Here is a 26,653-nt window from a genome sequence, read left to right as displayed (position 1 = left end):
CCAGGGGGCGCTGTCGTGGACTTAGAGTCAGCCGCCGTTGACGTGGATGACGTTGTCGATGCGCTCGATGTTGCCGAACACACCCCAGTTCAGCCAGCCGCCGTCACCGTTGTTGGTGACCTTGCCGGGGCCCTTGAACCAGTAGATGACGTAGTTGCCACCCTTGATGTCGATCGACTGGGCGTCCGCGACGTCGCCCTCGACGGTGATGTCCTGGTTCTTGTTGACCACCGCGACGGTGAGGCGGTCGGGGTTGCCGGCGTTCCAGTAGCCGACGTCGAGCGCCGCCTGGACGGCACCGCCGCGGTCGCTCTGGTCGTTGACCGCGTCCTTGATCGCGTTGACGATCGCGACCGGGTCGAGGTTGACGTTGACGCTGCCGCCGACGGACGACGAGGTGCTGGGCGGCGCGGGCTCGGCGGCCTGCGCGGGGGCTGCGACGAACGCCCCGGCGATGACGGCGCCACCGAGGGCGGTGCCGGCGAGGAGCTTCACGGACTTGCGCTTGAACGAGTTCATGATCGTGTTTCCCATCTCTGCAGTGGTGACCCGTTCGGGTCGTCTTGCTCGGACAGGACCCAGCCTGCGTGCGCTCCGACGCGGATGCACGCGATGTGGCTCGACGTTGGTCGATCGTCTGACGATCCGGACGACGGCCGATCGCCGTGCCATCGTCTGCCGGTCCTGGCGTGTGACATGGCACGGTGGTAGCGTGATCGTGCTCGTTGCGTTGAGCTTCGAGAAGTGGACCCGAGACCCATCCGGACGGTTGGGCGCTCGGGTTCTGCGCGTTTCAGACGTCGATCACGGTGATCTCCGGTGGACAACGACGTCTCCAGTCGCCGCCCTTCGCCCACGCCCACCCGACTGCATCCGGCAGGGCCAGGAGCGGCTCGTGTGCAGCCGTCTCGTGGCGGTGGACCAGACGGGCGCCACCCGAGTCCCGCGTCGCCTCGACGATCCACTGTCGGTCCTTACGGATGAGTGTCTCGTCCCGTTCGAAGCACACGCTGACGCGCGGGGTCGCTGTCGTCACCACCGCGTCCCCACGGCGTACCACTCTACATATCAGTGACGCTCTCGGTCAGCGGGGCAGCAGGATCTGCACGATCGCGACGACCACGAGCGCCGCGATCGGGACGCCCGCGATCCAGGCGCCCGCCCGCATCTGTGTCCGGCGGATCGTGGGCGGTGCGTGCGAGGAGCGCGCGAACTCGGTCGCGGCCACGAGCTCCGGCGCCGCGGCGGGCGGTGCGGGTTCGGGCTGGGGGCGGTCGTCCTCGAAGGCCGGGACCTCGACCACCAGGTCGGCGGGGTCGGGGCGGCCCGGGAGCTTGTCGTACGCGTTCGTCACGGGGCCTCCTCGTCCGGCGTTCTCCGACCAGTATGCGACCCGGACGGCACTCGGTGAGCAGGAGATGTCGAGTGCGGTCGCGGCACCCGACGTCTTCTGCTCACGAAGCGCCCGAGGCCGGCAGGTCCACGGTGAACGCGGTCCGGCCGGGCTCGGACGCGACCCGCACGCTGCCGCCGTGCGCCATGACGACGGCCCGCACGATCGCCAGCCCGAGACCGCTCGTGCCGTGCTCCCGTGAGCGCGAGGCCTCACCCCGGGTGAACCGGTCGAACAGGGTCGGCAGTGACTCGGCGGGGATCGGCGGCCCGTCGTTCGCGACGACGAAGCGGACGACGGCACCGTCAGACGCAGACGCAGACGCAGACGCAGACGCAGACGCAGACCCCGACCCGGGGACCGACTGCAACGACACCACGACGGCAGTCCCCGGCGGCGTGTGCGTCCGGGCGTTGGTCAACAGGTTCGTGACCACCCGTCGGAGCTGCACCTCGTCACCGGCCACGAGCACCGGCTGGTCGTCCACGATCTGCAGCGTCCACCGGTGGTCCGGCGCCGTCGCGCGGGCGTCCATGGTGGCCTCGACCACCAGCGACGTCAGGTCGACCGGCTCGCGGACGATCTGCGACGCCGGCGCCCCCGACACCAGGGCCGAGGCGTCGAGCCGTGCGAGCAGCAGCAGCTCGTCGACGAGGTCGCCCATCCGGACGGCCTCGCGTCCGATCCGGTCGACGTTGCGGTGCACGGCGTCCAGGTCGGAGGTCCGCTCCGACAGCTCGGCGTACGCCCGGACGGTGGCGATCGGGGTCCGCAGTTCGTGCGAGGCGTCGGCGACGAACGTCCGCATGCCGGCCTCGGCGTCACGACGGACGGTGAGCGCCCGGGCGACGTGGCCCAGCAGCCGGTTCAGCGCGTTGCCGACCTGCGCGACCTCGCGGTTCGCGCGCAGGTCGGAGTCGGAGACGCGGACGGGGATGTCCGGGTCTCCGCGTTCCAGGTCGAGTGCGGTCACGCCGGACGCCACCGCGGCGACGCGTTCGAGCGGACGGAGCGATCGACGGACGAGCACCGTGAGCGCCCACGCGGCGACGGCGAGCCCGAGCACCGTGACGACCCCGATGACGAGCAGCAACCGGGCGATCGCGGCGTCGAGGTCACCGAGGGGGAGCGCGGTGACGAACACGTCGCCGTCGTCGCTGACTGCCTGCGCCCGGTAGTCCCCGAGCGCGCCGAGTTCGACCGTCACGGGGTCGCCGCCGGTCTGCACCGCGGCGAGTGTCCGCTGCTGCGTCGCGGTCAGACGGCGCTGGTCACCGTCCCCGTCGGTGTAGCCACCGAGCACCAGGTCGCCGTCGCGGACGATGGCGATGACCGTGCCCGCCGACTGCCCGGGCGCCCCGATGAAGGCGTTGTCGGGATCCGGCAGATCATCCGAGGACGACGACGACGAGGACGACGACGACGAGGACGACGACGACGACCCCGGCGGCGGCCCGGACGCCCCCGGCGGCGGTTCGGCCCCGTCCCGTCCGCCGACGGTCCGCATCGCCGCCGTCGACAGCTCCGCGTCGAGCCGGTCGACCAGGTACCCCCGGAACGCGACGACGGTCACCGCCCCCACGACGACGTTCGTCGCCACGAGCAGCAGGGCCACGGCCGCCACGATCCGCCAGCGCAACGACGGCACACGCCCGGTGCGCCCGGGCCGGCTCACGTCGTCGGCCGGAGCACGTACCCCGCCCCACGGACGGTCTGCAGCATCGGCTCACGTCCGGCGTCGAGCTTCTTCCGCAGGTACGACACGTACATGTCCACCAGGTTCGACGACGTGCCGAAGTCCATGCCCCAGACGCTCGCCAGCAGCTGCTCGCGGGACAGGACCCGGTTGGCGTTGCGGGCGAGGTGTCGCAGCAGCTCGTACTCGGTCGGGGTGAGCTCGATCGGGTCACCGGCACGGCTGACCGAGCGGGCGTCCTCGTCGAGCCGGAGGTCCCCGACCACGACCTCGGCGCTCGCCCCGGCCGCGGCGACCCGGGCCGAGGTGCGCGCCAGGATCCGCGCACGGACGAGCAGCTCCTCGATGCCGAAGGGCTTGGTCAGGTAGTCGTCGCCGCCGCCGGTCAGCCCGGCGAGCCGGTCCTCGGGGGCGTCGCGTGCGGTGAGGAACAGCACCCGCACGCCGTCGCGGGCGTCGCGGAGCCGTTCGAGCACCTCGAACCCGTCGATGTCCGGCAGCATCACGTCGAGCACGATCACGTCGGGCTGGAACTCCCGGGCCGCGAACAGCACGTCGCGCCCGCGGTGGACCGACCGCACGGCCCAGCCGTCGCCCGCGAACGCCAGGGCGACGGCCTCGGCCAGGGCGTGCTCGTCGTCGACGACGAGGGCGCGGACGGGGGAGCCGTCGGTGCGCTGCAGCGGGGTGCCGGGCATGTCCCGGAGCCTATCCACCGCGCCCTCGTCGCCGGTCACTCCGTGCTGCTCAGGTCGTAGACGGTCTGGCCGCCGACGGTCGTCGACTCGTAGTTCGCTGCGACCCACTCCTGGATCGCCGACGCGGTCGACGAGCCGCCGCCCATGCCGCCGCCGGAGCCGGACGACACGTAGTACCCGATGTCGCCGTCGGCTACGTACGCCTTGAACTGCGCGAGCGTCGGTGCCGGGTCGCTCGACCAGCCGCCGATCGCCATCACGGCGGTGTCGGTGTCGAGTTCGAGCTGCGCGGCCGACTGCGATCCGTTGACCGAGGCCGCCCACTTCGCGTCGGATGCCTCGAGCAGCTCCTGCAGGGCGGACGAGGTCGACGCACCCTCGCCACCACCCCCGGCCTGGAGGCTCGTCCCCGACCCACCCTCGGAGGTCGCGTCGTCCGTGCCGTCCTGCCCACTGCCCGGTGCCGTACCGGACGTGCCGTCCGGCATCTCCGGCGCCTCGCCGGAGGCGCCCTCCGGCGGGGTCCCGCCGGGACCCTGCTGGGAGTCGGACGTGCTGTCGGAGCCGCCGTCGTCGGAGCCGGAGGTCGACCCACCCGGTCCGCCCGTGCCTCCCGGGAAGCCACCGGTGCCGCCGCCCATCCCACCGGAGCTGCTGCCCGCCGGACCGACGCTCGGGATCGAACCGGAGTGCGCGACGGTCGTCGTGGCGAGGGCGTAGGCGGTGGTGCCGGACAGGCCGAACAGGGTGCCGGCGAGGACGCCGACCGTGACGAGTCGGCGCAGCGACGGCACGCTGCCGATGACGATCAGTGCCGCGGACAGCAGCCCGCCGGCGAGCATCACCCAGCGCAGCCACGGCAGCCAGGTCGGGTTCTCGTTGAGCAGGCACCAGCCCCAGAACGCGGTGACACCGATCATCGCAGCGAGGCCGAGGCGGCCGACGAAGCGGGCTCGTGCGTGCCAGAGCAGGGCGCCGCCGGTGCCGACGAGTCCGGCGATGGCCGGGGCGAGGGCGACCGTGTAGTACGGGTGGATCGTGCCGGACATGTACGAGAACACGAGTCCGGTGACCAGGAGCCAGCCACCCCAGAGGACCAGTCCGGCGCGTGCGGGATCGGCCAGGTGCCGACGGCCGACGACGACCAGCCCGACGACCAGGGCGATGAGCGCCGCGGGCAGGAGCCACGAGATCTCGAGTCCCATCTCGGACGAGAACAGGCGGTTCAGGCCCGTCGAGCCGCCGAACGAGCCTCCGGCGGTGCCGCCGGTCATGCCGCCGCCTCCCCCGCCGTTGCCCGAGCCGCCGAAGATCCGGCCGAGGCCGTTGTAGCCGAACACCAGGTCGAGGACCGTGTTGTTCGTCGAGCCGCCGATGTAGGGGCGGGACTCGGCTGGCCAGAGCCACACGGCGACGACCCACCAGCCGGCGGCCACCACGAGGGAGCCGGCGGCGACGAGCAGGCCGACCACGCGCCGGCCCCCTCCGGTGCGAGCGGCGAACAGGTAGACGAGGCCGAAGGCGGGCAGGACGAGCAGGCCCTGCAGCATCTTCGTCAGGAACGCGAAGCCGAGGGCGACCCCGGCGAGCGCGATCCACTTCCAGCTGCCCTTCGGCAGCGCCCGCACCGTGCAGTACGCCCCGGCGGTCATGAGCAGGACGAGCAGGGCGTCCGGGTTGTCGAAGCGGAACATCAGCGCCGCCGCCGGGGTCGCTGCGACGACGAAGCCCGCGAGCAGGGCGCCGACGTTCGCGGTGGTGGCGCCGAGTCGGGCCAGGGTGCGGCGGACCGTGCCCCAGACCAGGGCGACGGAACCGACGGCCATCAGCGCCTGGGGGAGCAGCAGGCTGGTGCTCGAGAAGCCGAACAGCCGGGCCGACAGCACCATCACCCACAGCGAGGCGGGTGGTTTGTCGACCGTGATGAAGTTCGACGAGTCGAGGGAGCCGAAGAAGAACGCCTCCCACGACTTCGTGCCGGCCTGCACGGCGGCGGCGTAGAAGCTGTTGGCGTACCCGGAGACGCTGAGGTCCCACAGGTACACCACGGCGGTCACGGCCAGGAGCGCCCAGAACGCCGGCCGGAGCCAGCGGGCGTCGTCGCGCTCGCCGAGGAACAGCCGGGCGAGGGGCGGGCGGCGCCGATCCCGCGCGGCACTGCGCGCGGGGTCGCGTCGGTCGGTCACGGGTATCGGGTACGTGGTCATGTCGATGAGCATCCGGGGCGTTCCCCGACTGCTGCACTGCGCTGGCTATGTGCGGGCTAAGGACGCACGGTGCGCGGTTGGCCGGCGGGCGGCGGCGCGGCGCACGGTGCGCTGTTGTTCGGTCCGTGCGGCGTCGCCTGCTCGGTGCGCGGTTGTAGCGCTGCACGGTGCGGGCAACCCCGCACGGGTTGAGCGAGGCCGCACGGTGCGGCGCCGGCATCGGGGCGGGCAACCTCGCACGGGTTGAGCGAGGCAGCACGGTGCGGCGCCGGCACCGGGGCGGGCAACCTCGCACGGGGTGAGCGAGGCAGCACGGTGCGAGGGGTCAGGCGTACCGCTGCGCTGCTCGGAGTGCGGCCCCGGTGTACGAGCCGCCGAACAGGAACACGTGCAGCAGCAGTGGCGCGAGCTGGTGGAGCTCGACGCGCTCCTGCCAGCCGTCGGCCAGCCGTGACTCCCGGTCGTAGGCGGCGAGCACCGTCTCGAGCCGGGGCAGCCCGAACAGCCCGAGCAGTGCCAGGTCGGTCTCCGCGTGCCCGCCGTGCGCGATCGGGTCGATGAGCACGGCGCCGGTTGGTTCGGACGAGTCCGTCGGCCAGAGGACGTTGCCAGCCCACAGGTCGCCGTGCAGACGAGCGGGTCGGTCTCCGACGAGCGCGGGCTGGGGCGACCCGAGCGTGCCGTCCTGCACGCGTGCGGCGACCCGCTCGAACACGGCGGCCTCGGCGTGGTCGAACCCACCGGCGTCGACGATGCGGCGGACGAAGTCGCGGATCCGGTACTCGGCGAAGAACTCGCCCCAGGTCGCCGGTGCCTGCTCGGCCGTGACGAACGGCGTGCGCGAGCGGCCCATCCGCAGCGCCGCACCGCGGGTCCAGCCGGCTGGCGGCGCACCCCAGTGGTCGGCACCGGCGGCGTGGGTGTGTGCGAGGGACCGGCCGAACCGCTCGGCCTGGGCGGCGGTAGGGGAGCCGTCGGAGATCAGCTCGAGGTCGAGCACGGTCGGGGTCGGGCGCCCGAGCACGCGGGCGATGCGGGTGCCTCCGGTGTCCTCGGCCTCGGCGAGCCAGGCGAGTCCGGCGGCTTCGGCTGCCGCTTCGTCCGCGGTGGTGAACGTCTTCACGTGCGTCTCGGCCATCGGTCCATCCTGCCGAGGGGGCACCGTCGACCGTTCAGCCGACGATCACCCGGCGGCCCGGTCACGCGGTCACGCGGTCACGCGGTCGGTTCTCCCCGCCGGGCCGCGTGCACGACGAGTGCGAGCTGCACCCGGTTCTCGACGCCGAACTTCTCGTACACGTGCCCGACGTGCGTCTTCACGGTGGCCAGGCCCACGTACAGGTCGGCGGCGATCTGCGCGTTGGACGCCCCGTTCGCCACGGCGAGTGCGACCTCCCGCTCCCGCTCGGTCAGCAGGGCGAGCAGCCGGCGTGCCTCGGCGTCGTCCGCAGCGGCATCGACCGGTGGCCCTGCCGGTGCGTCGCCCGGACCACCGGCCGCCTGGCGCGAGCGGGATCCGGCCGCGAACGCGATGACCCGGTCGAGCACGGACGGGGACAGGATCGAGCGCCCGGCCGCGACGGTCCGCACGGCCTGCACGAGTTCGTGCGGCGGGGTGTCCTTCAGCAGGAACCCGCGGGCGCCGGCCTGCAGCGCTCCGAGCACGAGGTCGTCCCCCTCGAAGGTCGTCAGCACCAGGACGGCCAGGTCGGGTCGTCGGCGCAGTTCGCGTTCGGTGGCGACGAGTCCATCGCACCGGGGCATCCGGATGTCCATGAGCACGACGTCGGGAGAGGTCGACGCGATGACGCCCTCGGCTTCGAGCCCGTCGCCCGCCTCGCCCACGACCACCAGGCCGTCGTCGCCGCTGAGGAGCATGCGGAGCCCGACGCGCACGAGCTGGTCGTCGTCGACCAGGACGACGCGGACGGGAGCGGTCACGGGGTCCACGGCAGCACCGCCTCGACCACGTGCACACGTCCGTCGCTGCCGGCGCGGAAGCTCCCGCCGACGAGCCGGGCGCGTTCGGCGAGCCCGCGCAGGCCGTGCCCGGCCGTGTGCCCGGAGGCGTCCGCGGGCGCAGGTCCGTCGGTCAGCGTGTTCGACACCGCCACCCGGATCGCCGGGCCGGGGACGGTCTCGACGACGACGTCGACGGGCGCTCCGGGGGCGTGCCTGCGGGCGTTCGTCAGTGACTCCTGCACGATCCGGTAGGCGTGTCGCCCGACGGCGGTCGGGACCGCCGTGCCGTCGGTGTCGACGCGCGCCCGGACGGCCGCACCGCCGGAACGCGCCTGGTCGAGCAGGCCGGGCAGGTCGACGAGCGTCGGCTGCGGAGGCGCGGTGCCGGTCACCTCGTCGCCGCCGGTCGCCGCGGGGTCGCGCAACACCCCGAGGACGTCGCGCAGGTCGGTGAGCGCGGAGTGCGCCTCGGCCCGCACGACCCCGGCCGCCGCGGCGGTCTCGTCAGGGGTGAGTCCCGGGCCGCGGTACTCGAGCGCACCGGCGTGCAGCGCGACCAGGGACAGCCGGTGGCCCAGGACGTCGTGCATCTCGCGGGCGATGTGGGCGCGCTCCTGCTCGCGGGCACGGTCCTCGCGCAGCTGCTGGTCGCGTTCGAGCAGGGCGGCCCGTTCACGCAGCGACAGCAGGAGCGCCCGTCGCTGCCCGATCGCGATGCCGATGACCACGAGCAGGGCGATGCCGACGACGCCCGCGACCAAGATCTGCCAGAGCGGCATGTCGTCGGCCGGGGGTGCCAGGACGACGTCGTAGAGCACCGTGGCACCGAGCAGCACCGCGCCGGCGACGGCGAGCTCGACGGCTCGGCGCCGGGTGGCGAGCGAGACCGTGGCGATCGCGGCCGCTCCGACCGCCAACGTCGACACCGAACTGAGGGCAGCGATGACGACCGTGATCAGCAGCGGTGCCCGGTGCCGGAACGGCAGGAGGACGAGGGCGGCCAGACCGGCACCCAGGTCGCCGAGGATCAGCGCGCCGACGTGCAGGTCGCTCCACCCACGGGTGTCCATCGTCGGCCACACGAGCCCCGCGGTGAGCAGCCCGGTCAGGGCCGCGACGGCGACACGCCAGGTCTGGGACCACACACGCTGCCCGAGCGGCACGGCGGGGAGCGTGGTCGAGGTCATGCCCCGAGCCTAGGGAGCCGTCGGGACGAGCGGATCCGCCGAAGGTCGGAGCTGCCGGAGCAGCCTGACCAGGGGGCGTCCGTCTCAGACCGCGTCCACCAGGGCCCGCGCCAACGGGTGCCACGCACGGGACGACGGCCCGCTCAGCACCAGGGTCCGTTCGAGCCGCCGGGCCATCGAGATCATCACGAGGTCGGGCGGCAGCATCCCGCGGCCCAGGGTCGGCACGATCGACACGCCCTCGCCCCGCTGGATCATCCCGAACATCGTGCTCATCTCCCGCACCCGGTGGGCGTAGCGGAACGGGCGGCCGTCGAGCTCGTGCAGCTTCTGGACCTGGTACTCGCAGCCACCGCCGCCCGCCACCAGGCCGTCCTCGTGCAGGTCGTCGAGGGTGAGCGCGGGCAGTTCGGCGAGGGGGTGGTCGCGGCGGATCACGGCGGCCATCTCGTCCCGCGCCACGACCACGCCGCCGTCGGGCACCGGCGAGGGGTCGACGAGCACGGCGGCGTCGACGGTGCCGGCCTCGAGCCACTCCGGCATCTCGTCGTCGTCCCCCTCGTAGACCTGCACGTCGACGTCGGGCAGGGTCACCGCCCACAGTTCGCGGAGCCGCGGCAGCAGGCCCTGGCAGACGGTGGGGACGGCGGCGAGGCGCACGGTGCCGCGCGCCGTGGCGGGCCGGACCACCGCCTCCAGGGCTTCGACGGAGGCGAGCACGCTGCGGGCGTGGGCCAGCAGGCGGTCGCCCAGGGGTGTGGCGGCGGCGACCGTGCCGCGGCGCACCACGGGGCCGCCGACCTCGCGTTCGAGCCCGGCGACGGCGTGGGACACCGCGGACTGGCCGACGCCCAGGACGGTGGCCGCCGCGGTGAAGGACCCGGCGTCGAGCGTGGCGACGAACGCGCGCAGTTGCTGGACCGAGACGGTCATGCGTCCTCCTCATGTCGGCATGAGCCCCATGCGTTTGCCGCATGTCACTCGCTGGTCCGACACTAGGCCACGTGAACGCCCTCCTCTACGCCCTCGTCGCACTGACCTGGGGCTCGAGCTTCCTCTTCGCGAAGATCGGACTCGACGGACTCGCCCCGCAGCAGGTCGCCACCGTGCGGACCGTGCTCGGTGGGGTGACGCTCGTCGTGGTGCTCCTGGCGACCCGCCGCCGGTGGCCCCGGGAGCCACGGACCTGGGCGCACCTGGCGGTCGTCGCGGTGTTCCTCAACGCGGTGCCGTCGTCACTGATGGCGTGGGCCGAGCAGACGGTGCCCTCCGGGTTCGCGAGCATCTACAACGCGACGACGCCGATCATGACGCTGGCCGCGCTCGCGGTGCTCGTGCCGTCCGAACGGCTGCGCGGACGGCAGGTGCTCGGCATCGTGCTCGGCATCGTCGGGGTGCTCGTGCTGGTCGGCCCGTGGGACGTCCTGACCGACCCGGAGGTCCTGGCGAGCGTGCCGGGGCAGGTCGCGCTGCTCGGCATGACCGCGTCCTACGGCATCGGGCTCGCCTACCTGCGCCGCGTCGCCGTGGCGAGCGCGTACGACCCGGTCACCCTGGCGACGGTCCAGCTGACGCTGGCCTCCGGGATGCTCCTGCTGGTCGCGCCCGTCATCGCGACCGGTCCGGTGCAGTTGGACGGGAGGATCGTGGCCGCGATGGTCGCGCTCGGTTGCGTCGGCACGGGGCTCGCCTACGCCTGGAACACCCGGCTCGTGCAGGCGTGGGGCGCCGGCCGCGCCTCCACCGTCACGTACCTGACGCCGGTGGTCGGGGTGGCGCTCGGTGTGCTCGTGCTGGGGGAGCGGGTGCGGTGGAACGAGCCCGTCGGCGGGCTCGTCGTCCTGCTCGGGATCGCCCTGGCGTCCGGGGTGCTCGTGCGCCGGCGGGAACCTGCGGCGTCCGCCGCCTGACCGGTCCGCCGGGTCGAGCCGTAGGATCGGCGGTGACGACGACGAGGTCGTCGACGAAGACGGAGACGGGCATGCACGACACTCACACCACCCGCGCGACCGCGTCGGTCGCAGCGATCCTCGCCGAGTCTGCGGCGCGCTACCCGGACGACGTCGCCGTCATCGTGGGCGACGTCCGCACGACCTACGCCGAGCTGTGGGCGCAGACCCTGGCCTACGCCGGGGCGCTCCGCGCGCGGGGCGTGACCGAGGGGGCGAAGGTGGCGATGCTCGTGCCGAACGTCGCGGACTTCCCCCGCGTCTACTACGCCACGCTCGCCCTCGGCGCGGTGGCCGTGCCCGTGCACGCGCTGCTGAAGCGCCGCGAGATCGAGTACGTCCTGCGCGACAGCGGCGCGACACTGCTCGTCTGTGCTGCCCCGCTGCTCGGTGAGGGCGCCGCCGGTGCCGAGCTCGCCGGGGTCGACGTCGTGACCGTACTCGCGCCGGCGACGGCCGACGACGGGCCCGCGGCCGGCCCCGACCGGCTCGAGGCCCTGGCCGCGCAAAGCGAACCGCTCGACACCTACGTGCCGCGGCACCCGTTCGACACCGCCACGATCCTGTACACGAGCGGCACCACCGGCCAGCCCAAGGGTGCCGAGGGCTCGCACTTCGCGCTGCTCGAACAGGTCAACACCAACCTGATGACGACGTTCGACATGCGCCGCGGGGACGTCCTGCTCGGCGCCCTGCCGCTGTTCCACACGTTCGGGCAGACCTGCACGATGAACACCGGCTTCCGGACCGGCGCGACGCTCGTCATGCTGCCGAAGTTCGACGGTGACACGGCGCTCGCCGCGATGGTCGAGCACGGCTGCGGCATCTTCATGGGCGTCCCGACGATGTACATGGCGCTGCTCGACGCTGCGACCCGGTCCGAGGCCCGTCCGACGCTCCGGTACGCGATCTCCGGCGGGGCCTCGCTCCCGCTGGCGGTGCTCGAGCGGTTCCAGCAGGTCTTCGACGCGCCGATCCACGAGGGGTACGGACTGACCGAGACCTCGCCGGTCGCCACCTTCAACCACGTCGGGCAACCGCCGCGGCCCGGCACCATCGGCACGGCGGTGTGGGGCATTGACGTCGAGATCGCCGACCCCGAGGTCCGCGACGCGATCGTCATGCTGCCGCACGGCGAGATCGGCGAGCTCGTGATCCGCGGGCACAACCTGATGAACGGGTACCTCGACCGACCCGAGGACACCGCCGAGGCCATCGTCGACGGGTGGTTCCGCACCGGTGACCTGGGCACGAAGGACGACGACGGGTACCTGACGATCGTCGACCGCACGAAGGACATGATCATCCGCAACGGCTACAACGTGTACCCGCGGCAGGTCGAGGAAGTGCTCGCCACGCACCCCGACGTCGCGATGGCCGCGGTGTTCGGGGTGCCGCACGCGGTTCACGGGCAGGAGGTCGAGGCCGCGGTGGTCCTGCACGCCGGCGCGTCCGTCGAGCCGCAGGTCCTGGTCGACTTCGTCGCCGCCGAGATCGCCGCGTACAAGTACCCGCGGGTGGTGCACGTCCTCGAGGCGTTGCCGCTCGGTCCGAGCGGCAAGGTGCTCAAGCGCGAGCTCGTCGACCGGTTCAGCGTCGAGGTGACGGCGGTTCCGTGATCCGCCCCACGACCGCGCAGGGGCGATCCGTACGCTGACCGGGTGACCGCCAGCCGCACCCCGTCGACCGCGCGTCTGCTGTTCGCGTCGTCGCACCCCGGACCCACGGTCACCGTGACCGTCCTCGCAGCGGTGATCGCCGCCGCGGTGGGGCACCCCGTGTGGCTCGTGGTGCTGGTGGCGCTGACGGTCGTCGCCGGGCAGCTGTCCATCGGGCTGGCGAACGACTGGATCGACGCGGACCGCGACCGGGCCGTCGGGCGGAGCGACAAGCCCGTCGCCCGCGGCCTCATCGCCGTCGGTACCGTCCGTACCGCCGCGTACGCCACCGCCGGGATCGCCGTGGTGCTCTCGCTGTTCCTGGGGCCGGTCGCCGCGGTCGCGCACCTCGTGCTGGTCGCCGCCGGGTGGGCCTACGACGCCGGGCTGAAGCGTTCGGTGTGGTCGGTGGCGCCGTTCGTGGTCGCCTTCGGGCTGCTGCCCGTCGTGGCCGTCGCGGCCGGGCCCGAGGAGCAGTGGCCGGCATGGTGGGCGATCGCCACGGGGGCCGTCTTCGGGATCGCGATCCACTGCACCAACGTGCTGCCCGACCTGGTCGACGACGCCGCCACCGGGGTGCGGGGCTTCCCGCATCGCCTCGGGCTCCGGGGCGCGGGGATCGTCGCGTTCGCCTCGCTCGTCGTCGCGGCCGCCCTGGTGCTCGGTGGACAGGTGCTCGGCGACGAACCGGTGCGGGGCCTCGGCGTCGTGCTCGCGGTCCTCGGCGCCGTCGTGGTCGCCGTGCTCGCCGTCATCGGCGTCCGGCTGGTGCTGGCGGGACGCGCATCGCGCACCCTGTTCCGGCTGGTCATCGCGTCGTCCCTCGTGCTCGTCGTCGAGCTCGGCTTCGCGGGCGCGCGACTCGTCGCCTGACGACGCGGAACGCGACTCCGCGACTGCGCCGGTGCGCCGGTGCGCCTGTGCGCCGGACGCGAGCCGTCAGGCCCAGCGCATCGCGTAGAGCCGGGCCAAGCCGTGCGCGGTCGGCAGGGACAGGGCGGTCCGGAGCAGCGCCTCCCGGCCGGTCGCCGTGACGGGGCCGAGCGGACGGCCGAGTGCCATGTTCGCCTCGGCCTGCCGAGCCGCGCGGCGGGCGGCTGCCTGGCGGCGGGCGGCGTAGCCCGGCCACGGACCGGCCGTGCCGGTGCGGACCGCTCCGGCGAGCAGCGGCGCGAGCTCGGCGGCGTCGAGCCACCCCAGGTTCATGCCCTGCCCGCCGATCGGACTGATCTCGTGGGCGGCGTCCCCGACGAGCACGGCTCGGCCGACGCCCACGCGGTCGGCGGTGCGGCGGCGCACCCGGAAGCCGCTGGTCATCGAGCAGGTCGCGGGGTCGGGGACGACGCCGGTGCGCTCGGCGACGAGTGCGGCCAGGCGCGCGACGACTGCGGGGTCCGGCGTGCCCGTCCAGCTGCCCTCGGCCGAGGCGAACGCGTCGTCGTCCGGCACCAGGGCGACGTACCGGCGACGCGCACCCGGCAGCGGGAAGGACTCGACCACCCCGTCCGGGCCGACGTCGACCAGCGCGGCCGACCGGGCCGACGGTGTCTCGGGATCGGCGAAGTCGCCCATCACGTAGCGGTCCGGGTACTCCCGGCCGGTGGTGCCGATGCCGAGCAGGTCGCGGACGGCGCCCCGGGCACCGTCGGCCCCGACGACGAAGGCCGCACGGACCGTCACGGTGTCGCCGTCCGGTCCGGTCCCGGTGGCGTCGACGTGGTCGGGGTGCCGGGACAGTGCGGTCAGGGTGGTCCCGGTCCGCAGGGCGCTCGGTGCGCTGGCCCGGAGCCGGTCGCGGAGCAGGGACTCGGTGCGGTGCTGGTCGAGGGTGGCCACGTACGGGTGGGTCGGCGACGCGCGGTCGAAGCGCAGGGTGCCGAGGGTCCGACCGCGGCTCCGGGCCACGCCGGCGTGCACCAGCGACGCCTCGGCGAGCACCGCGGTGTCCAGGCCGATCGCGGCGAACGCGTCGAGGGACGGCGGATGGATGCCGATGGCCCGCGAACCGGTCGGTGGCTCGGCCCGTCGTTCCCACACCCGGACGTCGACGCCCCGCGCCGCCAGGAGTGCCGCCAGGAACAGTCCGACGGGGCCGCCGCCGACGACGAGGACGTCGACGCGTTCGATGGGCACGCCGCTGAGCCTACGGTGACCGTTCGCCGCGGCGTTCAGTGAGCAGAAGACGTCGGGTCAGCGGGCCGTACTCGACACCTTCTGCTCACTCGATGCGCTGCGCGGGCGCGGGCGGGGTCGCCGGTGTAGCGAGCGCGGCGGCCCTGCGACCCGCTCGGACCCGTGCTCGGAACCGTTCGACGGGCACCTCGACGGCGTAGGCGGCGCCGATCGACACGATCACCACCGCGCCGACCAGGCCGACCGTGCCCCATGGGCCGATCGCGAAGGTGCCGAGCAGCGCGATCACCAGCGGGTGCCAGAGGTACGCCGAGTACGACACACGACGGCCGAACCACGACACCGGCGTCCAGGCCAGGGCGGCGGACACGGGGGAGCGGACCGAGACCAGCCCGCCGATCGCCACCGCCGCGATCACACCGGTCAGCGGCAGCACGATGCCGAACGTCGACGCGTGCTGCGTCCAGTCGTCGTCGATCCAGAGCAGCACCCAGACCAGCAGCAGGAGACCGAGCCAGGTCGCCACGTGCCCGAGGACCCCGGCGGCCCGCACGCGCACCCGTTCGTCGTCGAGCAGCAGGGCCAGCCCGCAGCCGATCGCCAGCGGCACGACCCCGAGCACGGGCGAGAAGTAGACGTCGGGCGTGGCACCGCCGCTCGGGCTGCGGTAGCTCGCCCACGACACCGCCGACGCCCCGACGACCAGGACCCCGAGCCCCGCCAGGAGCCAGCGGCGGCGGACCCGGAGCGCGGCGAGCAGGACCAGGACCGGCGGCCACACCAGGTAGAACTGCTCCTCCATCGACAGGCTCCACGTGTGCGCGAAGACGCCCTGCGACGTGTCCCAGAAGGCGCGGAACAGGTTGCCCGTGTAGGTCAGCGCGATGAACGCCGCTTCGCCGGACGACAGCGAGGCGCCCTTGTAGTCACCGACCCAGTTCCAGAGCAGCAGCCCGACGACGACGAACGCGAGCAGTGCCGGGTACAGGCGGAGCAGCCGCTTCACCCAGAACGAGCCGAGGAGCACCCGCCCGGTGCGACGCCGTTCGCCGAGCAGCAGCGTCGTGATGAGGAAGCCGGACAGCACGAAGAACACCGTCACGCCGATGAAGCCGCCCTCGAACTGCGGCACGTGCAGGTGGTACAGGACGACGATCAGGATGGCGAGGGTCAGCGTGGTCGTCGCCATGGTCCCTCCCCGCGCTGCTCGGTTGCGTGTCGCCGACCAGGGTCCTCCTCGCGGGTAAGAGGAGTCTCAACGAGCGGGGCCGGTCCGTGGGTCCGGACCACGCGTCGGCGCCAGCCCCGCGCACCACGCGCCGGCCGGGAGGCCCGTGGCCGGCCCGCACCGCGCCTCCAGGCCGTCGCGCCCCGCGTCCACCGCACGCACACCGTGAGCAGGAACGGTCGGGTCCGACGTGCGGACCCGACCGTTCCTGCTCACGAAGCGAGCGTGCGAGCGACCGCGCGCGGCTACTCGGCCTTCTGCAGCTGCCAGGGGTCCGGCTCGCGGTCGCCGTTCGGGCGCACCGGGCGGACGTCGCCGACGATCGGGATCGATCGCTTCCGCATGAACCACACGTAGCGGACGAAGAAGTGCGTCAGGGTCGACATCCGGTTGCCGGCACCGAGCAGGCTCGTGATGTGCACGAACACCCAGGCCAGCCAGGCGACCGGGCCGACCATCGTGATCCCGCCGCGCAGCTGGGCGACCGCGGCGTTCGTGCCGATCGTCGCCATGGTGCCCTTGTCGAAGTACTTGAAGCGCTCGGTGGCCTTGCCCTCGAGCAGGCGCACGATCTGCCGCGCCGAGTGCCGTCCGCCCTGCAGCGCGGGCTGGGCGAGCTGGGCGAGGGCGTCGTCCTGGGCCGCGATGTCGCCGGCGGAGAAGATCCGCTCGGCGCCCTTCACGCTCAGGTCGTCGTTCACCTGGATGCGGCCACCGTGGGTCTGCGGCAGGCCCCAGCCGGAGACCTCCTTGTGAGCGGCGACACCGGTCGCCCAGATCACCTGCGACGCGGGGATGAACTCGCCGTCGGCGGTCATCACGCCGTCGCGCTTGACCTCGGAGACGCCGGTGTTCAGCCGCAGCACGACACCGCGCTTGCGGAGCACCTTGGCGGCGTAGCGGCGCAGGCGCGGGGCGAACGGCTTGAGGAGCTCGCCGCTGCGATGCACGAGCGTGATCGAGATGTTGCCGCGTTCGATCTCCGGGTACGCGCCGACGAGTGCCTGGTCGCGGAGCTCGGCGAGCGCGCCGGCCATCTCGACGCCGGTCGCACCGCCACCGACGATCACGATGCGGATCTCGTCGGGGCCCTGGTTGGCCGCCGCTTCTTCGAGCCGGGTGAACAGCTCGTCGCGGATGCGGAGTGCCTGCGAGCGGGAGTACATCGAGTACGCGTACTCGTACGCACCGGGGGTGCCGAAGTAGCTCGTGTTCACGCCGTTGGCGAGGATCAGGTAGTCGTAGTGCAGGTGCTCACCGTCGGACATCTCGGCGATGCGCTCGTCGGTGCGGATGCCGGTGAGCAGGCCGTGACGGAACTCGGCGTTCGACTGGCGGGCCCGGAGCGAGCGCAGGAAGTACGTCACGTCGCCGGCGTTCAGGCCGCCCGTCGCCACCTGGTACATCAGGGGCTGGAACATGTTGTAGACGTGACGGTCGACCAGGGTCACCCGGACCGGCGCGTCGGCGAGCTCCCGCATGGCGGCCACACCGGCGAATCCACCGCCGACGATGACGACGTGCGGGCGGGTGTCCTGGGTCATGCTTGCTCCGGTGTTCCTCGGGTGCGGATGGTCACCCACGAGGGTACGCGCGGTTTGCCGGGGCGCATGACGGGCAGAGGCCGGGAGGCCCGTGGTGCGCCCGTCAGGCGTCGAACCGCCCGTAGGTGTTCAGCACGTTCCCCTTGCTCGTCACGGTGCTGCCGACCAGACGCAGGCGCGTGGGCGGGTCGGTCGGTTCGAACAGTCGCCGGCCACGGCCGGCGATCGCCGGGTGGATCATGAGCTGCAGTTCGTCGAGGACCCCGGCGAACAGCAGGCTGCGGACGAGCGTGACACTGCCGCACACGGCGATGTCCGCCCCCTCGCGCTGCTGCAGGTCGCGGACGAACGCGGGGACGTCGCCCGGGATCCGCGTGCTGTTCTGCCAGGTCAGGTCGTCGCCGAGCGTGGTGGAGGCCACGTGCTTCTCGATCGGGTTGATCCACTGCCCGAAGGGGTCCTCCGGGTGGGCTGGCCACCACTCGGACCACTCGAGGTAGCTGTTCCGGCCGAGCAGCACGGTGTCGGTGCGGGCCATGAAGGCACCCATCGCCGCGCCGAGCTCGTCGTCGAAGCTGTCGTACTGGAACTCGTAGGGGTCCTGCACGACGCCGTCGACCGACGTGAACAGACCGGCAGTGGTCTTCCGCATGGGACGGATCGTACCCGCCGGTCAGCTCCCGGTGCCGTCGGTGCTGCCGGGGGCCTGGCCGGTGCCGTTGCCCGGGAACCGGTTCGTGCCGGGCACCTGCGTGGTCGACTGCGTCCGGTCCGCACCGATCGCGTGGCCGATGGCGAACCCGACGCCTCCGCCGACGAGCAGTGCGGCGAGTCCGACGATCGCGGCGAGGAGCGGCCAGAACCACGGGGGCTTCGGGCCGGTGCTGCGGCGGTTGGTCGGGCTCGCGGCGCCGGCTGCGGCTCCGTACCAGGGGGTGGCGCCGTTCGGGGCGGTGGAGTCCCAGGCGCCCGGGTTCCTGGCGCCGGCATCCGCACGGTACGGCTGCTGCTGCTGCTGTGGTTGTTGCGGCGCCGGGGCGTCGAGCGTGGAGGTCGACGTCGGGGTCGGGGCGGCGCCCCAGCCGGTCGGAGCCGTTGCCCGGTTCGCCCGGTCGGAGCCGTCCGGTTCGTGGCCGTTGGTGGGAGTGGTGTCGCTCATGCCAGGAGTGCACACGGCCTGGCTATGCGCAGCCGATGACGAGGCTGACCCGGTGCTGCGAACCGCCGCGTAGCCTCGGCTCGTGCGCGCTGCTGTGGAGACCGTCCGGATCGACGGGTTGCCCGTGCGCCTGCACACCATGGCGGCGCGAGAGCCGGTCCGCGACGACACCGACCCCACCGTCGTGTTCGTCCACGGCATCGGGATGTCGCACCGGTCCTTCGCTCGGTCGCAGCGCGCCGTCGCCGCCGAGCACCGCACGATCAGCGTCGACCTGCCGGGGTTCGGCTGGCTGCCCGCGGCCGGTCGGCGGCTGCCCATCGAGGAGCTCGGCGACGTGGTCGTTCGGGCGGTCCGCCACCTGGTCGACGGCGACCTGGTGCTCGTCGGGCAGTCGATGGGTGCCCAGGTCGTGGTCGAGTCCGCCCGGCGCCACCCGGAGACCGTCGCGGCGATCGTGCTCGTCGGTCCGGTGATCGACTCCGAGCGGCGATCGCTCCCGCTGCAGGCGCTCGACCTGGGCCGCGACGGGTTCGTCGAGGGGGTCCGGATGAACGGCGTCCTGGTCACCGACTACCTGCGGAGCATGCGGCAGTACACGCGTGAGCTCGGGCCGATGCTCCGCTACCCGACCGAGCAGACGATCACCGAGGTGACGCAGCCCGTCCTCGTCGTCCGCGGCACCCAGGACCCGATCGCGCGGCACGACTGGTCGGCTCGGGTCGCGGCCGCTGCGCCGAACGGCACCTTCGTGGAACTGGCCGGCCCGCACCACGTGCAGGAACGGCAGCCGGACGCCTTCGCACGCCTCCTCGAGACGTTCCGCAGCGCCGAGCGCCTGGAGGGGCTGCGATGACCCGGCCGACCACGTCGGGGACGGAGGCGGCGCGGACGGCGCGATCCGGGCCTCCAGGCCGTGTCCCGCTGGTGCGACGCGCGTGGTGGGCCGCACTCGACTGGGGGTACGCCGCCAGGTGGCAGGTCCGGAGCCTCGGGCCGACCACCGCGGACGACTACCGGACCGGCGCCGGGCAGCCCGTCGTCGTGGTCCCCGGCGTCTACGAGACCTGGCACTTCATGCGGCCGCTGATGGACGCGCTCCACGACCGGGGACACCCGGTGCACGTGCTGCCCGTCCTGCGGCACAACCTGCGCCCCGTGCCGGACTCGGCGCGCGAGGTGATCGCGACCCTGGAGGAACAGGACCTCCGGAACGTGCTCGTGCTCGCACACAGCAAGGGCGGGCTCATCGGCAAGTACGCGATGACGCAGCTCGACCAGCACGAGCGCATCGACCGGATGGTCGCGGTGTCGACGCCCTTCGCGGGCTCGGTCTACGCGCGGCTCGCGCCGGTGCCGCACCTGCGGGCGTTCCGGGCGGCCGACCCGGTGCTGGCCGGGCTGGCGCGGGAACTCGACGCGAACGCGCGGATCACCTCGGTGTACGGGGTGTTCGACACGCTCATCCCCGAGGGTAGTGAGCTCCAGGGGGCGACGAACGTGCGGCTGCCGGTGGGAGGGCACTTCCGGATCCTCGGCGATGCGCGGACGCGGTCGGCGGTGCTGGCGGCGGCGGACCCGGGCGGGGGCTCCGGCTCCGGGTCTGGCGGCGGCGCTGGCGGCGGCGGCGCTGGCGGTCTTTCGCGCTGAGCGACACTTCGTGGGCGCGCGGCCGCGTGAGGTGTCGGTCAGCGCGAAACGGCGCGGCGGCCGCAGCGGCAGCGGCGCGGCAGCAGCGTCAGCGCGGGCGGTCGCCGACGCTCGCGCGCTCGACGATCCGGTGCGGCACGACGACGGTCTCCGGCGCCGCCGCGCGGTCCGCGATCCGTCGGGTCAGCAGGTCGAGCGCCGCCGTCGCGAAGGCCCGACGGTCGAACGACACCGTGCTGAGCGACGGGATCGCGTACGCGGCCGCGTCGACGTCGTCGAACCCGATGACGCTGACCTGCTCGGGAACCCGGACCCCGCGGGCGGCCAGGACGTGCAGCACCCCGAACGCGATCGAGTCGGTGAAGGCGAAGACGGCGTCGGGCAGGGGGTGCTCGTCGAGCCAGGCCGCGAAGGTCGTCGCCGCGGAACTCGTGGTCCACGACGGCAGCGGGACCCGGAGCGACGGGTCGGGCGTGATGCCGGCGGCGGTGAGCGCGGCGGTGTACCCGCGTTCGCGGAGCTCGCTCGTCGCCGTCGCGGCACCCTCGGGCGACGCCCCGACGATCGCGATGCGCCGGTGCCCGTGGGCGATGAGGTGTTCGGTGACCTGCTCGGCCGCCGCGCGGCTGTCGACGTGCACCTGGTCGACGTGCTCGGGCTCGACCTCGCCGATGACGACGGTCGGGGGCAGCCCCTCGGTCGAGGCCAGGACGCTCGCGCTGAGCGACACCGGGTTGAGGATCAGTCCGTCCACCAGGTGTGCCCGGGCACGGGAGACCAGTTCGCGTTCGCGGGCCGGGTCGTTGCCCGTCTGCTCGAGCTGCACGACCCAGCCGCGTTCGCGGGCGAGTTCCACGAAGGACTGCGCGAGTTCGGCGGAGTAGGCGCTGCCCATCTCCGGCAGCGTCAACGCGATCGCTCCGGAGCGGCCGTTCCGGAGCCCACGGGCGGACAGGTTCGGCACGTAGTCGAGCTCGGCGACCGCGCGCTCGACGCGTTCACGGGTCTCCGGGCGCACGACCACGCCGCCGTTGACGACGTTGGAGACGGTCTTCGGGGACACCCCGGCGAGGGCGGCCACGTCCCGCACGGTTGCGCGCATCGGGACGAGCGTAGCGCGGGGCGGTGGCGGCGGTGCGGAGCAGGGCAGCGCTCAGTCCGCGACCTGCACCGGCACCGTCCTGCCCGTCCGCACCGACTCCTGCGCCGCCAGCACGATCGACAGCGTCCGGAGTCCGACCCCGACGTCCGGCTGCGGCTGCTCCCCGGACCCCACGGCCGCCAGGAACGTCCGGAGCATCGGCAGGTCGTGGTCGGGTCCGTACCGGAGTTCGATCGGCCGGCCCCCGACCGCGTCGAGTCCGCGAGCAGCCGCCCCGAAGAAGTCCACCGACACCGTGCCACCGGTCCCGGCGACGTCGAGCGTCAGCCCGCCCCACACCGGCGACGTGTCCGGTCGGCTCCACGAGCAGTCGATCGCCGCGATCGTGCCGTCGTCGTACGTGATGGTCACCAGGCCCGCGGTCTCGGCGTTCGCGCGGTCCGCGTGCAGCACCCGGTTGGTGACGGCGGTGACGGACACCGGTGCCGCTCCGGTCAGCCCGTCGATCAGGTCGGCGACGTGCACGACGTGGTCGACGAGGGCGCCGCCTCCGCTCAGTCGGACGTCGGTGAACCAGTCCCGGGCGAGCGGGAGCATGCCGTTGTTCGCGCCCCGCACCGAGAACACCGTGCCGAGTGCGCCCGAGTCCCGCGTCGCGCGCAGCCGGTCGAACGCCGAGGCGAAGCGCACCGGGAACGCCATCATGAGCAGCACCCCGGCGCGGTCCACCGCCTCGCGGATGGCGAGGCCGTCCTGCCACGAGGTCGCGAGCGGCTTCTCGCAGAGCACGTGTGCCCCCGCTGCCGCCGCGAGCTCGACGAACTCGCGGTGCCGCGCGTTCTCGCTCGTGACGATCACGGCGTCCGGGCCCCAGGCGAGCAGCTCGTCCACGGAGTCCGCGTACCCGGCGCCGAGCGCGCGGGCCAGTTCGGCGCCGCGCAGGTCGCCGAGTTCCGTCCCCGTCGAGGTCCCGCCCGGGTCCGTGCCGCGCACCTCGACGTCGGGCATCGCTGCCAGGGCGCCGAGGTAGCTGATGGCGTGCGTGTGGGCGAAGGAGAGCACCCCGACCCGGAGCGTCACCGCGACACCTCCACCGGCTGGCCGGACTCGATCGAGGCGATCGCCGCGTTCGCGATCCGCACCGCGGCGACGCCGTCGTCCACGGTCACCCGGGGCGGTGCACCACCGTCGAACGCGGCGAGGAAGTCGGCGAGCTCCAGCGCGTACGGATCGTCCGCCGGGTCCACCGCCGGCAGGAAACCGTCCACGGAAGCCGGTGCCGCCAGGTCACTCCGGGTGTCCTCCTCGGCCCGGGACGAGTGCGACAGGCTGCCGAGCGTCCCCGTCACCGAGTACTCGGTCGTGAAGGCCAGGTGCTGCGGCCCCCACAGCCCGGCGACGTGGCTGATCGCACCCGACTCGTGCGTGAGCAGGACGTGCGACGCCTCGACCGGCTCCGCCTCGGAACCCGCGCGGACGCTCACCGCCGACACCCGGGTCACCTCGCCCGCCACCCAGCGCGCGATGTCGAGGTCGTGGATCATCTGGTCCATCACGATCCCGCCCGACAGGGCGCGGTCGCCGAACCAGGGGACGTGGGTGGGGAAGGCACCGGACCGCGAGAACCGCAACACCGCCAGGTCGCCCAGGAGGCCCGTGGTCGCGGCCTCGTGCAGGCGCGCGTACGCGGGGAACCAGCGCACCACCTGGGCCGGGTAGAGCTGCACGCCTGCGTCCGCAGCGCGGGCTGCCAGGTCCGCCGCGTCCGCGTCGGTCCGGGCCAGGGGCTTCTCGGAGACGACGTCCTTGCCGGCCGCGATCGCCGCACGGACCACCTCGGCGTGGGCGTGCGTCGGGACCACCACATCGACGACGTCGACCGCGGCGAGGAGCTCGTCGAGGCTGTCGGCGACGGTGATCGTGCTGCCCTCGGCCCGGGCGGTGTCGGTGAACGCGGCGACGAGATCCTGGGCGCCCTCGCGAGCGTGCACCACCACGTCGCCCAGGCGGAGCAGCCCGGGCAGGTGGGCGACGGAGATGCCGCCCGCGCCGACGAGCCCGATGCGTTTGCGGGCGGGGGAGTCCGACTGCGACGTCATGGGGTCAGCGTAGGAGATGCGGTGGGACGGCGGGGTGCGCCAGCGGGACCCGGTTGCCAGTGGTGTCCTACGCTCGGGGTGTGGGCAACCGGGGCATCTACGTCGAGACGATCATCGACGCGGACGTCGAGCGGGTCTGGGAAGCGACGCAGGACCCGCGCCAGCACGTGCGGTGGGACGTCCGGTTCTCCGAGATCGTCCCGGAACCGGCCGACGCCGACGGAGCAGCCCGCTTCACGTACGTCCGACGGTCCGCCGTGCACGACGTCCACGGCACGGGCGTGAGCCTCGGCGAGCGACTCCGGTCGGACGGCACACGGACGTCGGCTCTGCGCTTCTCCACCCGGGACCGCCTGTCGCCGATCCGACACGGTCGTGGGTACTGGAAGTACGTCCCGACCGAGGACGGCCGCACCCGTTTCATCACGGGGTACGACTACGACCCGGGATGGGGACCACTCGACGTGGTCGTCCGGCCGCTGCTCGGTTGGGCGACTGCATGGAGCTTCGACCGGCTCCGCGTCTGGCTGGAAGGCGGCGGCGACCCCGAGACCTGGCAGTTGGCGAGTGTGCTGCAGGTGTGGTGCCGGGGCCGGCCACGGGCCTCCCGGTCGTCACGAGCACCGCGTGGGGGCACCCGACGAGGCGACCACCTGCGCGACGCGCCCGCGACCCTCGCCGTCCTGCCGGACCCGGCGGAGCAGCGATGACCTCGGTGTTCCGAGCGGCGCTCGGCGCAGACTTCCACCGACTGCACCCGATGATGCAACGGCGCTTCGACGTCGGCTTGGATGCCGCCGAAGCGTGCATCGGGCGCGGGGTGATGACCTCCATCCGCCGGGGTCCGTGGTGGACCGTTCCGTTCCTGCAGATCGGGCGGCTCCGGAACATCCTGGTCCCCGACGTCGGCGACGACGTGCCCTTCACCATCGAGAACTACCCCTACCGGGACGCTCACGGACGCGAGACCGTCACCTTCGTCCGCACCTACACGACCCGCCCGGGGCGCACCGCGCGCTTCGACGCCACGATGGTCCTCGTCGGTGGGCGGGTGCTGGACTACCTCGGTTCGCACCAGCACCTGGCGGTGGACCTCGACCTCGTCGTCGACGACCGGGGTGGGCTGGTGCTCACCTCGGACGCCCAGCGCTTCTACGAGGGGCCGATCGCCTTCCGGTTCCCGATGCTCTTCAGCGGCCGGGCGACGTTGCACGAGTACTGGTCCGACGAGGACGAGTCGTTCCACGTCGACCTCGAGGTGCGCAACGCGCTGTTCGGGTTCTTGTTCGGCTACCGCGGGACCTTCACGTGCGAGTGGGTACCGGCAACGGACGCACCCGACCGCCTGAAGCCCCGCCGGACCGAACTCAGGACCTGAGCCACGAGGGATCGGCGAAGAGCTCCTCGAGCTCGCGCAGCAGCCGGGTCGTGTGGAAGCCGTCGGCAGCCGCGTGGTTGACCTGCAGCGCCAGCGGTAGCCGCGTCCGGTCACCAGCGGTCCGGTACCCGCCGAGCGTGATGATCGGCAGCAGGTGGTCCCAGCCGTCGCGCACCTGCAACGAGAAGCCGGTGAACGACGCCCCCGGCAGGGTCGAGACGTCGAACACGTTGCCGGGCCGGTCGTCCTGCGGGAACATCCGGGTGTCGTCGCGGTACTCCGTCATCGTCGACACCGCAGCGTCGTGGAAGGTGCCGAAGTCGTCGTCGTACGGCACGACGAGGGCGGAGAACGTCTCGGTGTCCGCGTGGAACACGGTGAACATCGGGTGGACGCAGTCCCAAACGGCGGGGGAACCGTCGTCCAGCAGCTGCATCCGGAACTCGTCGTGCCGGTTCACCACGGTCGCGATCGCCCAGAGCTGCGACGCGTAGGTCCGACGGCCGGTCGCTCGGACGCGCTCGACGAAGGCGGTGACGTCGAGTTCGACGGTCACCTCGTACGCGCAGGGCACCCGGCGCCGGTAGTGCTCGAAGTGCTCCCGGCGGGGCCACTGGTCGACGTCGATCGCCCGGAGTTCGGTCATGGCTCCACCCTCGTGCGGGATCGCTTCCCTACGGTGGAGCCATGCCGACGCTCGAACGTGTTCCCGCCCTGGTCGCCACCGGATTCCTCGCGATCCCTGTCGCCGAAGCCCTCGTCGCGCTGCCGACCGAGGTCGTCATGAAGATCGAGGGCGCCCCGATCGACGCCGACCTCGCTGACACCGCCGCGTTCTCGGAGGCGTACGGCTACCCGCTGGCCGGCGGTGCGAACTGCATCGTCGTCGCAGGGAAGCGCGGCGACGAGGTCCGCTACGCCGCCTGCGTCGTCCTCGCATCGACGAAGCTCGACGTGAACCGGGTCGTGAAGCAACTGCTCGACGTCCGCAAGGCGAGCTTCGCCCCGATGGACGAAGCGGTCGAGCTGACCGGCATGGAGTACGGCGGCATCACCCCGATCGGGCTGCCGTCGTCGTGGCCGCTCTACATCGACGCGCGCGTCCTCGACGCCCCCGAGGTCGTCATCGGCGCCGGGCGCCGCGCCGCGAAGCTGTTCCTGCCCGGCGCAGCACTCACCGCACTGCCGAACGTCACCGTGGTCGAGGGCCTGGCGACCGAACCGGTCAGTCCGACGGCCGGATGAGGCAGAACGGGTGCCCCGCGGGGTCGAGGTAGACGCGGAACGTCTCCGTGCCCGACCCCGTGGCCGTCGCACCGATCGCGAGCACCGCGGCCTCGCCGTCGTCCAGGTCGTCGACCTTCACGTCGAGGTGGCTCTGCTGCGGGACCGTCTGCCCCGGCCAGTCCGGCGCCCGGTAGTCGTCGACCTGCTGGAACGCCAGGATCGGACGGTGGTCGGTGAACGGGAGGGCGAGCTCCGCCCAGTCCTCGTCGAAGCCGACGATCTCCCCGCCGAGCAGCTCGGCGTAGAAGCGAGCGAGGGCGCGGGTGTCCGGGCAGTCCAGGACGACGACGTCGAGTGTGCCGATCATGGCCGATACGGTAGAC

General features: G+C 73.0%; 28 protein-coding genes. 8 read left to right on the top strand and 20 right to left on the bottom strand.

The features are described 5' to 3' along the window. Nucleotides 1-27 precede the first annotated feature (27 nt). The 10 genes from DEJ03_RS07460 to DEJ03_RS07415 form a co-directional block, all read right to left on the bottom strand. Nucleotides 28-534, bottom strand: a complete 507-nt coding sequence (locus DEJ03_RS07460) for a hypothetical protein (RefSeq protein ID WP_245165815.1) — start codon at nucleotides 532-534, stop codon at nucleotides 28-30. A 259-nt stretch (nucleotides 535-793) separates the two neighbouring features. Then, complete coding sequence (locus tag DEJ03_RS07455) at nucleotides 794-1,036, bottom strand: hypothetical protein (protein ID WP_146237671.1); 243 nt, start codon at nucleotides 1,034-1,036, stop codon at nucleotides 794-796. Between the two features lie 48 nt (nucleotides 1,037-1,084). Further along, nucleotides 1,085-1,354: a hypothetical protein gene (locus DEJ03_RS07450; protein WP_071406090.1), complete on the bottom strand. Its 270-nt coding sequence runs from the start codon at nucleotides 1,352-1,354 to the stop codon at nucleotides 1,085-1,087. A 100-nt stretch (nucleotides 1,355-1,454) separates the two neighbouring features. Further along, complete coding sequence (locus DEJ03_RS07445; protein WP_146237670.1) at nucleotides 1,455-3,008, bottom strand: cell wall metabolism sensor histidine kinase WalK; 1,554 nt, start codon at nucleotides 3,006-3,008, stop codon at nucleotides 1,455-1,457. Between the two features lie 56 nt (nucleotides 3,009-3,064). Further along, entirely contained in the window at nucleotides 3,065-3,787 is a 723-nt protein-coding gene (locus DEJ03_RS07440; RefSeq protein ID WP_110864103.1) for a response regulator transcription factor, read from the bottom strand. Between the two features lie 35 nt (nucleotides 3,788-3,822). Beyond that, a complete protein-coding gene (locus DEJ03_RS07435; protein ID WP_258370664.1) occupies nucleotides 3,823-5,994 on the bottom strand; it encodes a glycosyltransferase family 39 protein in 2,172 nt (723 codons plus the stop codon). A gap of 325 nt (nucleotides 5,995-6,319) precedes the next feature. Further along, on the bottom strand, nucleotides 6,320-7,132 hold the full coding sequence (locus tag DEJ03_RS07430; protein WP_110864102.1) for a fructosamine kinase family protein: 813 nt from the start codon (nucleotides 7,130-7,132) through the stop codon (nucleotides 6,320-6,322). 77 nt (nucleotides 7,133-7,209) lie between these two features. Next, on the bottom strand, nucleotides 7,210-7,944 hold the full coding sequence (locus DEJ03_RS07425) for a response regulator transcription factor (RefSeq protein WP_110864101.1): 735 nt from the start codon (nucleotides 7,942-7,944) through the stop codon (nucleotides 7,210-7,212). Then, nucleotides 7,932-9,143 carry a sensor histidine kinase gene (locus tag DEJ03_RS07420; protein WP_110864100.1) on the bottom strand — a complete coding sequence of 404 codons (1,212 nt, stop codon included), beginning with the start codon at nucleotides 9,141-9,143 and terminating at the stop codon, nucleotides 7,932-7,934. The genes DEJ03_RS07425 and DEJ03_RS07420 overlap by 13 nt, the downstream gene beginning before the upstream one ends. 84 nt (nucleotides 9,144-9,227) lie before the next feature. Next, entirely contained in the window at nucleotides 9,228-10,076 is an 849-nt protein-coding gene (locus DEJ03_RS07415; RefSeq protein ID WP_110864099.1) for a LysR family transcriptional regulator, read from the bottom strand. A 71-nt stretch (nucleotides 10,077-10,147) separates the two neighbouring features. On the opposite strand from DEJ03_RS07415, the gene DEJ03_RS07410 reads away from it, so the two are divergent. The 3 genes from DEJ03_RS07410 (at nucleotide 10,148) to DEJ03_RS07400 (ending at nucleotide 13,623) form a co-directional block, all read left to right on the top strand. After that, nucleotides 10,148-11,053: a DMT family transporter gene (locus DEJ03_RS07410; protein ID WP_110864098.1), complete on the top strand. Its 906-nt coding sequence runs from the start codon at nucleotides 10,148-10,150 to the stop codon at nucleotides 11,051-11,053. 71 nt (nucleotides 11,054-11,124) lie between these two features. Next, nucleotides 11,125-12,711: a long-chain fatty acid--CoA ligase gene (locus DEJ03_RS07405; RefSeq protein WP_110864224.1), complete on the top strand. Its 1,587-nt coding sequence runs from the start codon at nucleotides 11,125-11,127 to the stop codon at nucleotides 12,709-12,711. 42 nt (nucleotides 12,712-12,753) lie between these two features. Beyond that, nucleotides 12,754-13,623, top strand: coding sequence for a UbiA family prenyltransferase (locus DEJ03_RS07400; RefSeq protein WP_110864097.1), 870 nt, complete (start codon nucleotides 12,754-12,756; stop codon nucleotides 13,621-13,623). A 66-nt stretch (nucleotides 13,624-13,689) separates the two neighbouring features. On the opposite strand, the gene DEJ03_RS07395 is transcribed toward DEJ03_RS07400, so the two are convergent. From DEJ03_RS07395 to DEJ03_RS07375, 5 genes are all read right to left on the bottom strand, one after another. Further along, a complete protein-coding gene (locus DEJ03_RS07395; protein WP_258370663.1) occupies nucleotides 13,690-14,883 on the bottom strand; it encodes an NAD(P)/FAD-dependent oxidoreductase in 1,194 nt (397 codons plus the stop codon). An 85-nt stretch (nucleotides 14,884-14,968) separates the two neighbouring features. Beyond that, nucleotides 14,969-16,072, bottom strand: coding sequence for an acyltransferase (locus tag DEJ03_RS07390; RefSeq protein ID WP_110864096.1), 1,104 nt, complete (start codon nucleotides 16,070-16,072; stop codon nucleotides 14,969-14,971). A gap of 284 nt (nucleotides 16,073-16,356) precedes the next feature. Further along, the gene (locus DEJ03_RS07385) at nucleotides 16,357-17,655 is read right to left on the bottom strand and encodes an NAD(P)/FAD-dependent oxidoreductase (protein ID WP_071406544.1); all 1,299 of its coding nucleotides are present in this window, start codon (nucleotides 17,653-17,655) and stop codon (nucleotides 16,357-16,359) included. Between the two features lie 103 nt (nucleotides 17,656-17,758). Next, the gene (locus DEJ03_RS07380; RefSeq protein WP_110864095.1) at nucleotides 17,759-18,307 is read right to left on the bottom strand and encodes a dihydrofolate reductase family protein; all 549 of its coding nucleotides are present in this window, start codon (nucleotides 18,305-18,307) and stop codon (nucleotides 17,759-17,761) included. A gap of 21 nt (nucleotides 18,308-18,328) precedes the next feature. Continuing rightward, nucleotides 18,329-18,814, bottom strand: coding sequence for a hypothetical protein (locus DEJ03_RS07375; protein WP_110864094.1), 486 nt, complete (start codon nucleotides 18,812-18,814; stop codon nucleotides 18,329-18,331). Between the two features lie 82 nt (nucleotides 18,815-18,896). Here DEJ03_RS07375 and DEJ03_RS07370 point away from each other — a divergent pair, with 82 nt between their 5' ends. Continuing rightward, a complete protein-coding gene (locus DEJ03_RS07370) occupies nucleotides 18,897-19,670 on the top strand; it encodes an alpha/beta fold hydrolase (RefSeq protein ID WP_146237669.1) in 774 nt (257 codons plus the stop codon). A 71-nt stretch (nucleotides 19,671-19,741) separates the two neighbouring features. Continuing rightward, the gene (locus DEJ03_RS07365; protein WP_110864092.1) at nucleotides 19,742-20,464 is read left to right on the top strand and encodes a triacylglycerol lipase; all 723 of its coding nucleotides are present in this window, start codon (nucleotides 19,742-19,744) and stop codon (nucleotides 20,462-20,464) included. 88 nt (nucleotides 20,465-20,552) lie between these two features. Here the strand turns inward: DEJ03_RS07365 and DEJ03_RS07360 are convergent, their stop codons facing one another. Genes DEJ03_RS07360 through DEJ03_RS07350 form a run of 3 tightly spaced genes read right to left on the bottom strand, consistent with a single transcriptional unit; the run spans nucleotide 20,553 to nucleotide 23,665 of the window. After that, nucleotides 20,553-21,566, bottom strand: coding sequence for a LacI family DNA-binding transcriptional regulator (locus DEJ03_RS07360; RefSeq protein WP_110864091.1), 1,014 nt, complete (start codon nucleotides 21,564-21,566; stop codon nucleotides 20,553-20,555). 51 nt (nucleotides 21,567-21,617) lie between these two features. After that, nucleotides 21,618-22,646 carry a Gfo/Idh/MocA family protein gene (locus tag DEJ03_RS07355; RefSeq protein WP_110864090.1) on the bottom strand — a complete coding sequence of 343 codons (1,029 nt, stop codon included), beginning with the start codon at nucleotides 22,644-22,646 and terminating at the stop codon, nucleotides 21,618-21,620. Further along, complete coding sequence (locus tag DEJ03_RS07350; RefSeq protein WP_110864089.1) at nucleotides 22,643-23,665, bottom strand: Gfo/Idh/MocA family protein; 1,023 nt, start codon at nucleotides 23,663-23,665, stop codon at nucleotides 22,643-22,645. Before DEJ03_RS07350 ends, DEJ03_RS07355 begins: the two co-directional genes overlap by 4 nt. An 80-nt stretch (nucleotides 23,666-23,745) precedes the next feature. Here DEJ03_RS07350 and DEJ03_RS07345 point away from each other — a divergent pair, with 80 nt between their 5' ends. Together DEJ03_RS07345 and DEJ03_RS07340 are read left to right on the top strand one after the other, a co-directional pair. After that, entirely contained in the window at nucleotides 23,746-24,375 is a 630-nt protein-coding gene (locus DEJ03_RS07345; RefSeq protein ID WP_258370661.1) for an SRPBCC family protein, read from the top strand. Next, nucleotides 24,372-25,043 carry a DUF4166 domain-containing protein gene (locus DEJ03_RS07340; RefSeq protein ID WP_110864088.1) on the top strand — a complete coding sequence of 224 codons (672 nt, stop codon included), beginning with the start codon at nucleotides 24,372-24,374 and terminating at the stop codon, nucleotides 25,041-25,043. The genes DEJ03_RS07345 and DEJ03_RS07340 overlap by 4 nt, the downstream gene beginning before the upstream one ends. Here DEJ03_RS07340 and DEJ03_RS07335 read toward each other — a convergent pair. Then, on the bottom strand, nucleotides 25,033-25,689 hold the full coding sequence (locus DEJ03_RS07335) for a CatA-like O-acetyltransferase (RefSeq protein ID WP_110864087.1): 657 nt from the start codon (nucleotides 25,687-25,689) through the stop codon (nucleotides 25,033-25,035). The two genes, DEJ03_RS07340 and DEJ03_RS07335, sit on opposite strands and share 11 nt — an antisense overlap. 41 nt (nucleotides 25,690-25,730) lie before the next feature. Between DEJ03_RS07335 and DEJ03_RS07330 the strand changes: the two genes are divergently transcribed. After that, nucleotides 25,731-26,288 carry a YbaK/EbsC family protein gene (locus DEJ03_RS07330; RefSeq protein WP_071246993.1) on the top strand — a complete coding sequence of 186 codons (558 nt, stop codon included), beginning with the start codon at nucleotides 25,731-25,733 and terminating at the stop codon, nucleotides 26,286-26,288. Here DEJ03_RS07330 and DEJ03_RS07325 read toward each other — a convergent pair. Further along, a complete protein-coding gene (locus tag DEJ03_RS07325; protein ID WP_071246991.1) occupies nucleotides 26,269-26,637 on the bottom strand; it encodes a VOC family protein in 369 nt (122 codons plus the stop codon). The genes DEJ03_RS07330 and DEJ03_RS07325 overlap by 20 nt on opposite strands. Between the last annotated feature and the right edge of the window lie 16 nt (nucleotides 26,638-26,653).

This window comes from Curtobacterium sp. MCLR17_043 (assembly GCF_003224215.1).
Lineage (GTDB): Bacteria > Actinomycetota > Actinomycetes > Actinomycetales > Microbacteriaceae > Curtobacterium > Curtobacterium flaccumfaciens.
This window is presented reverse-complemented; position numbering and strand designations above follow the sequence as displayed.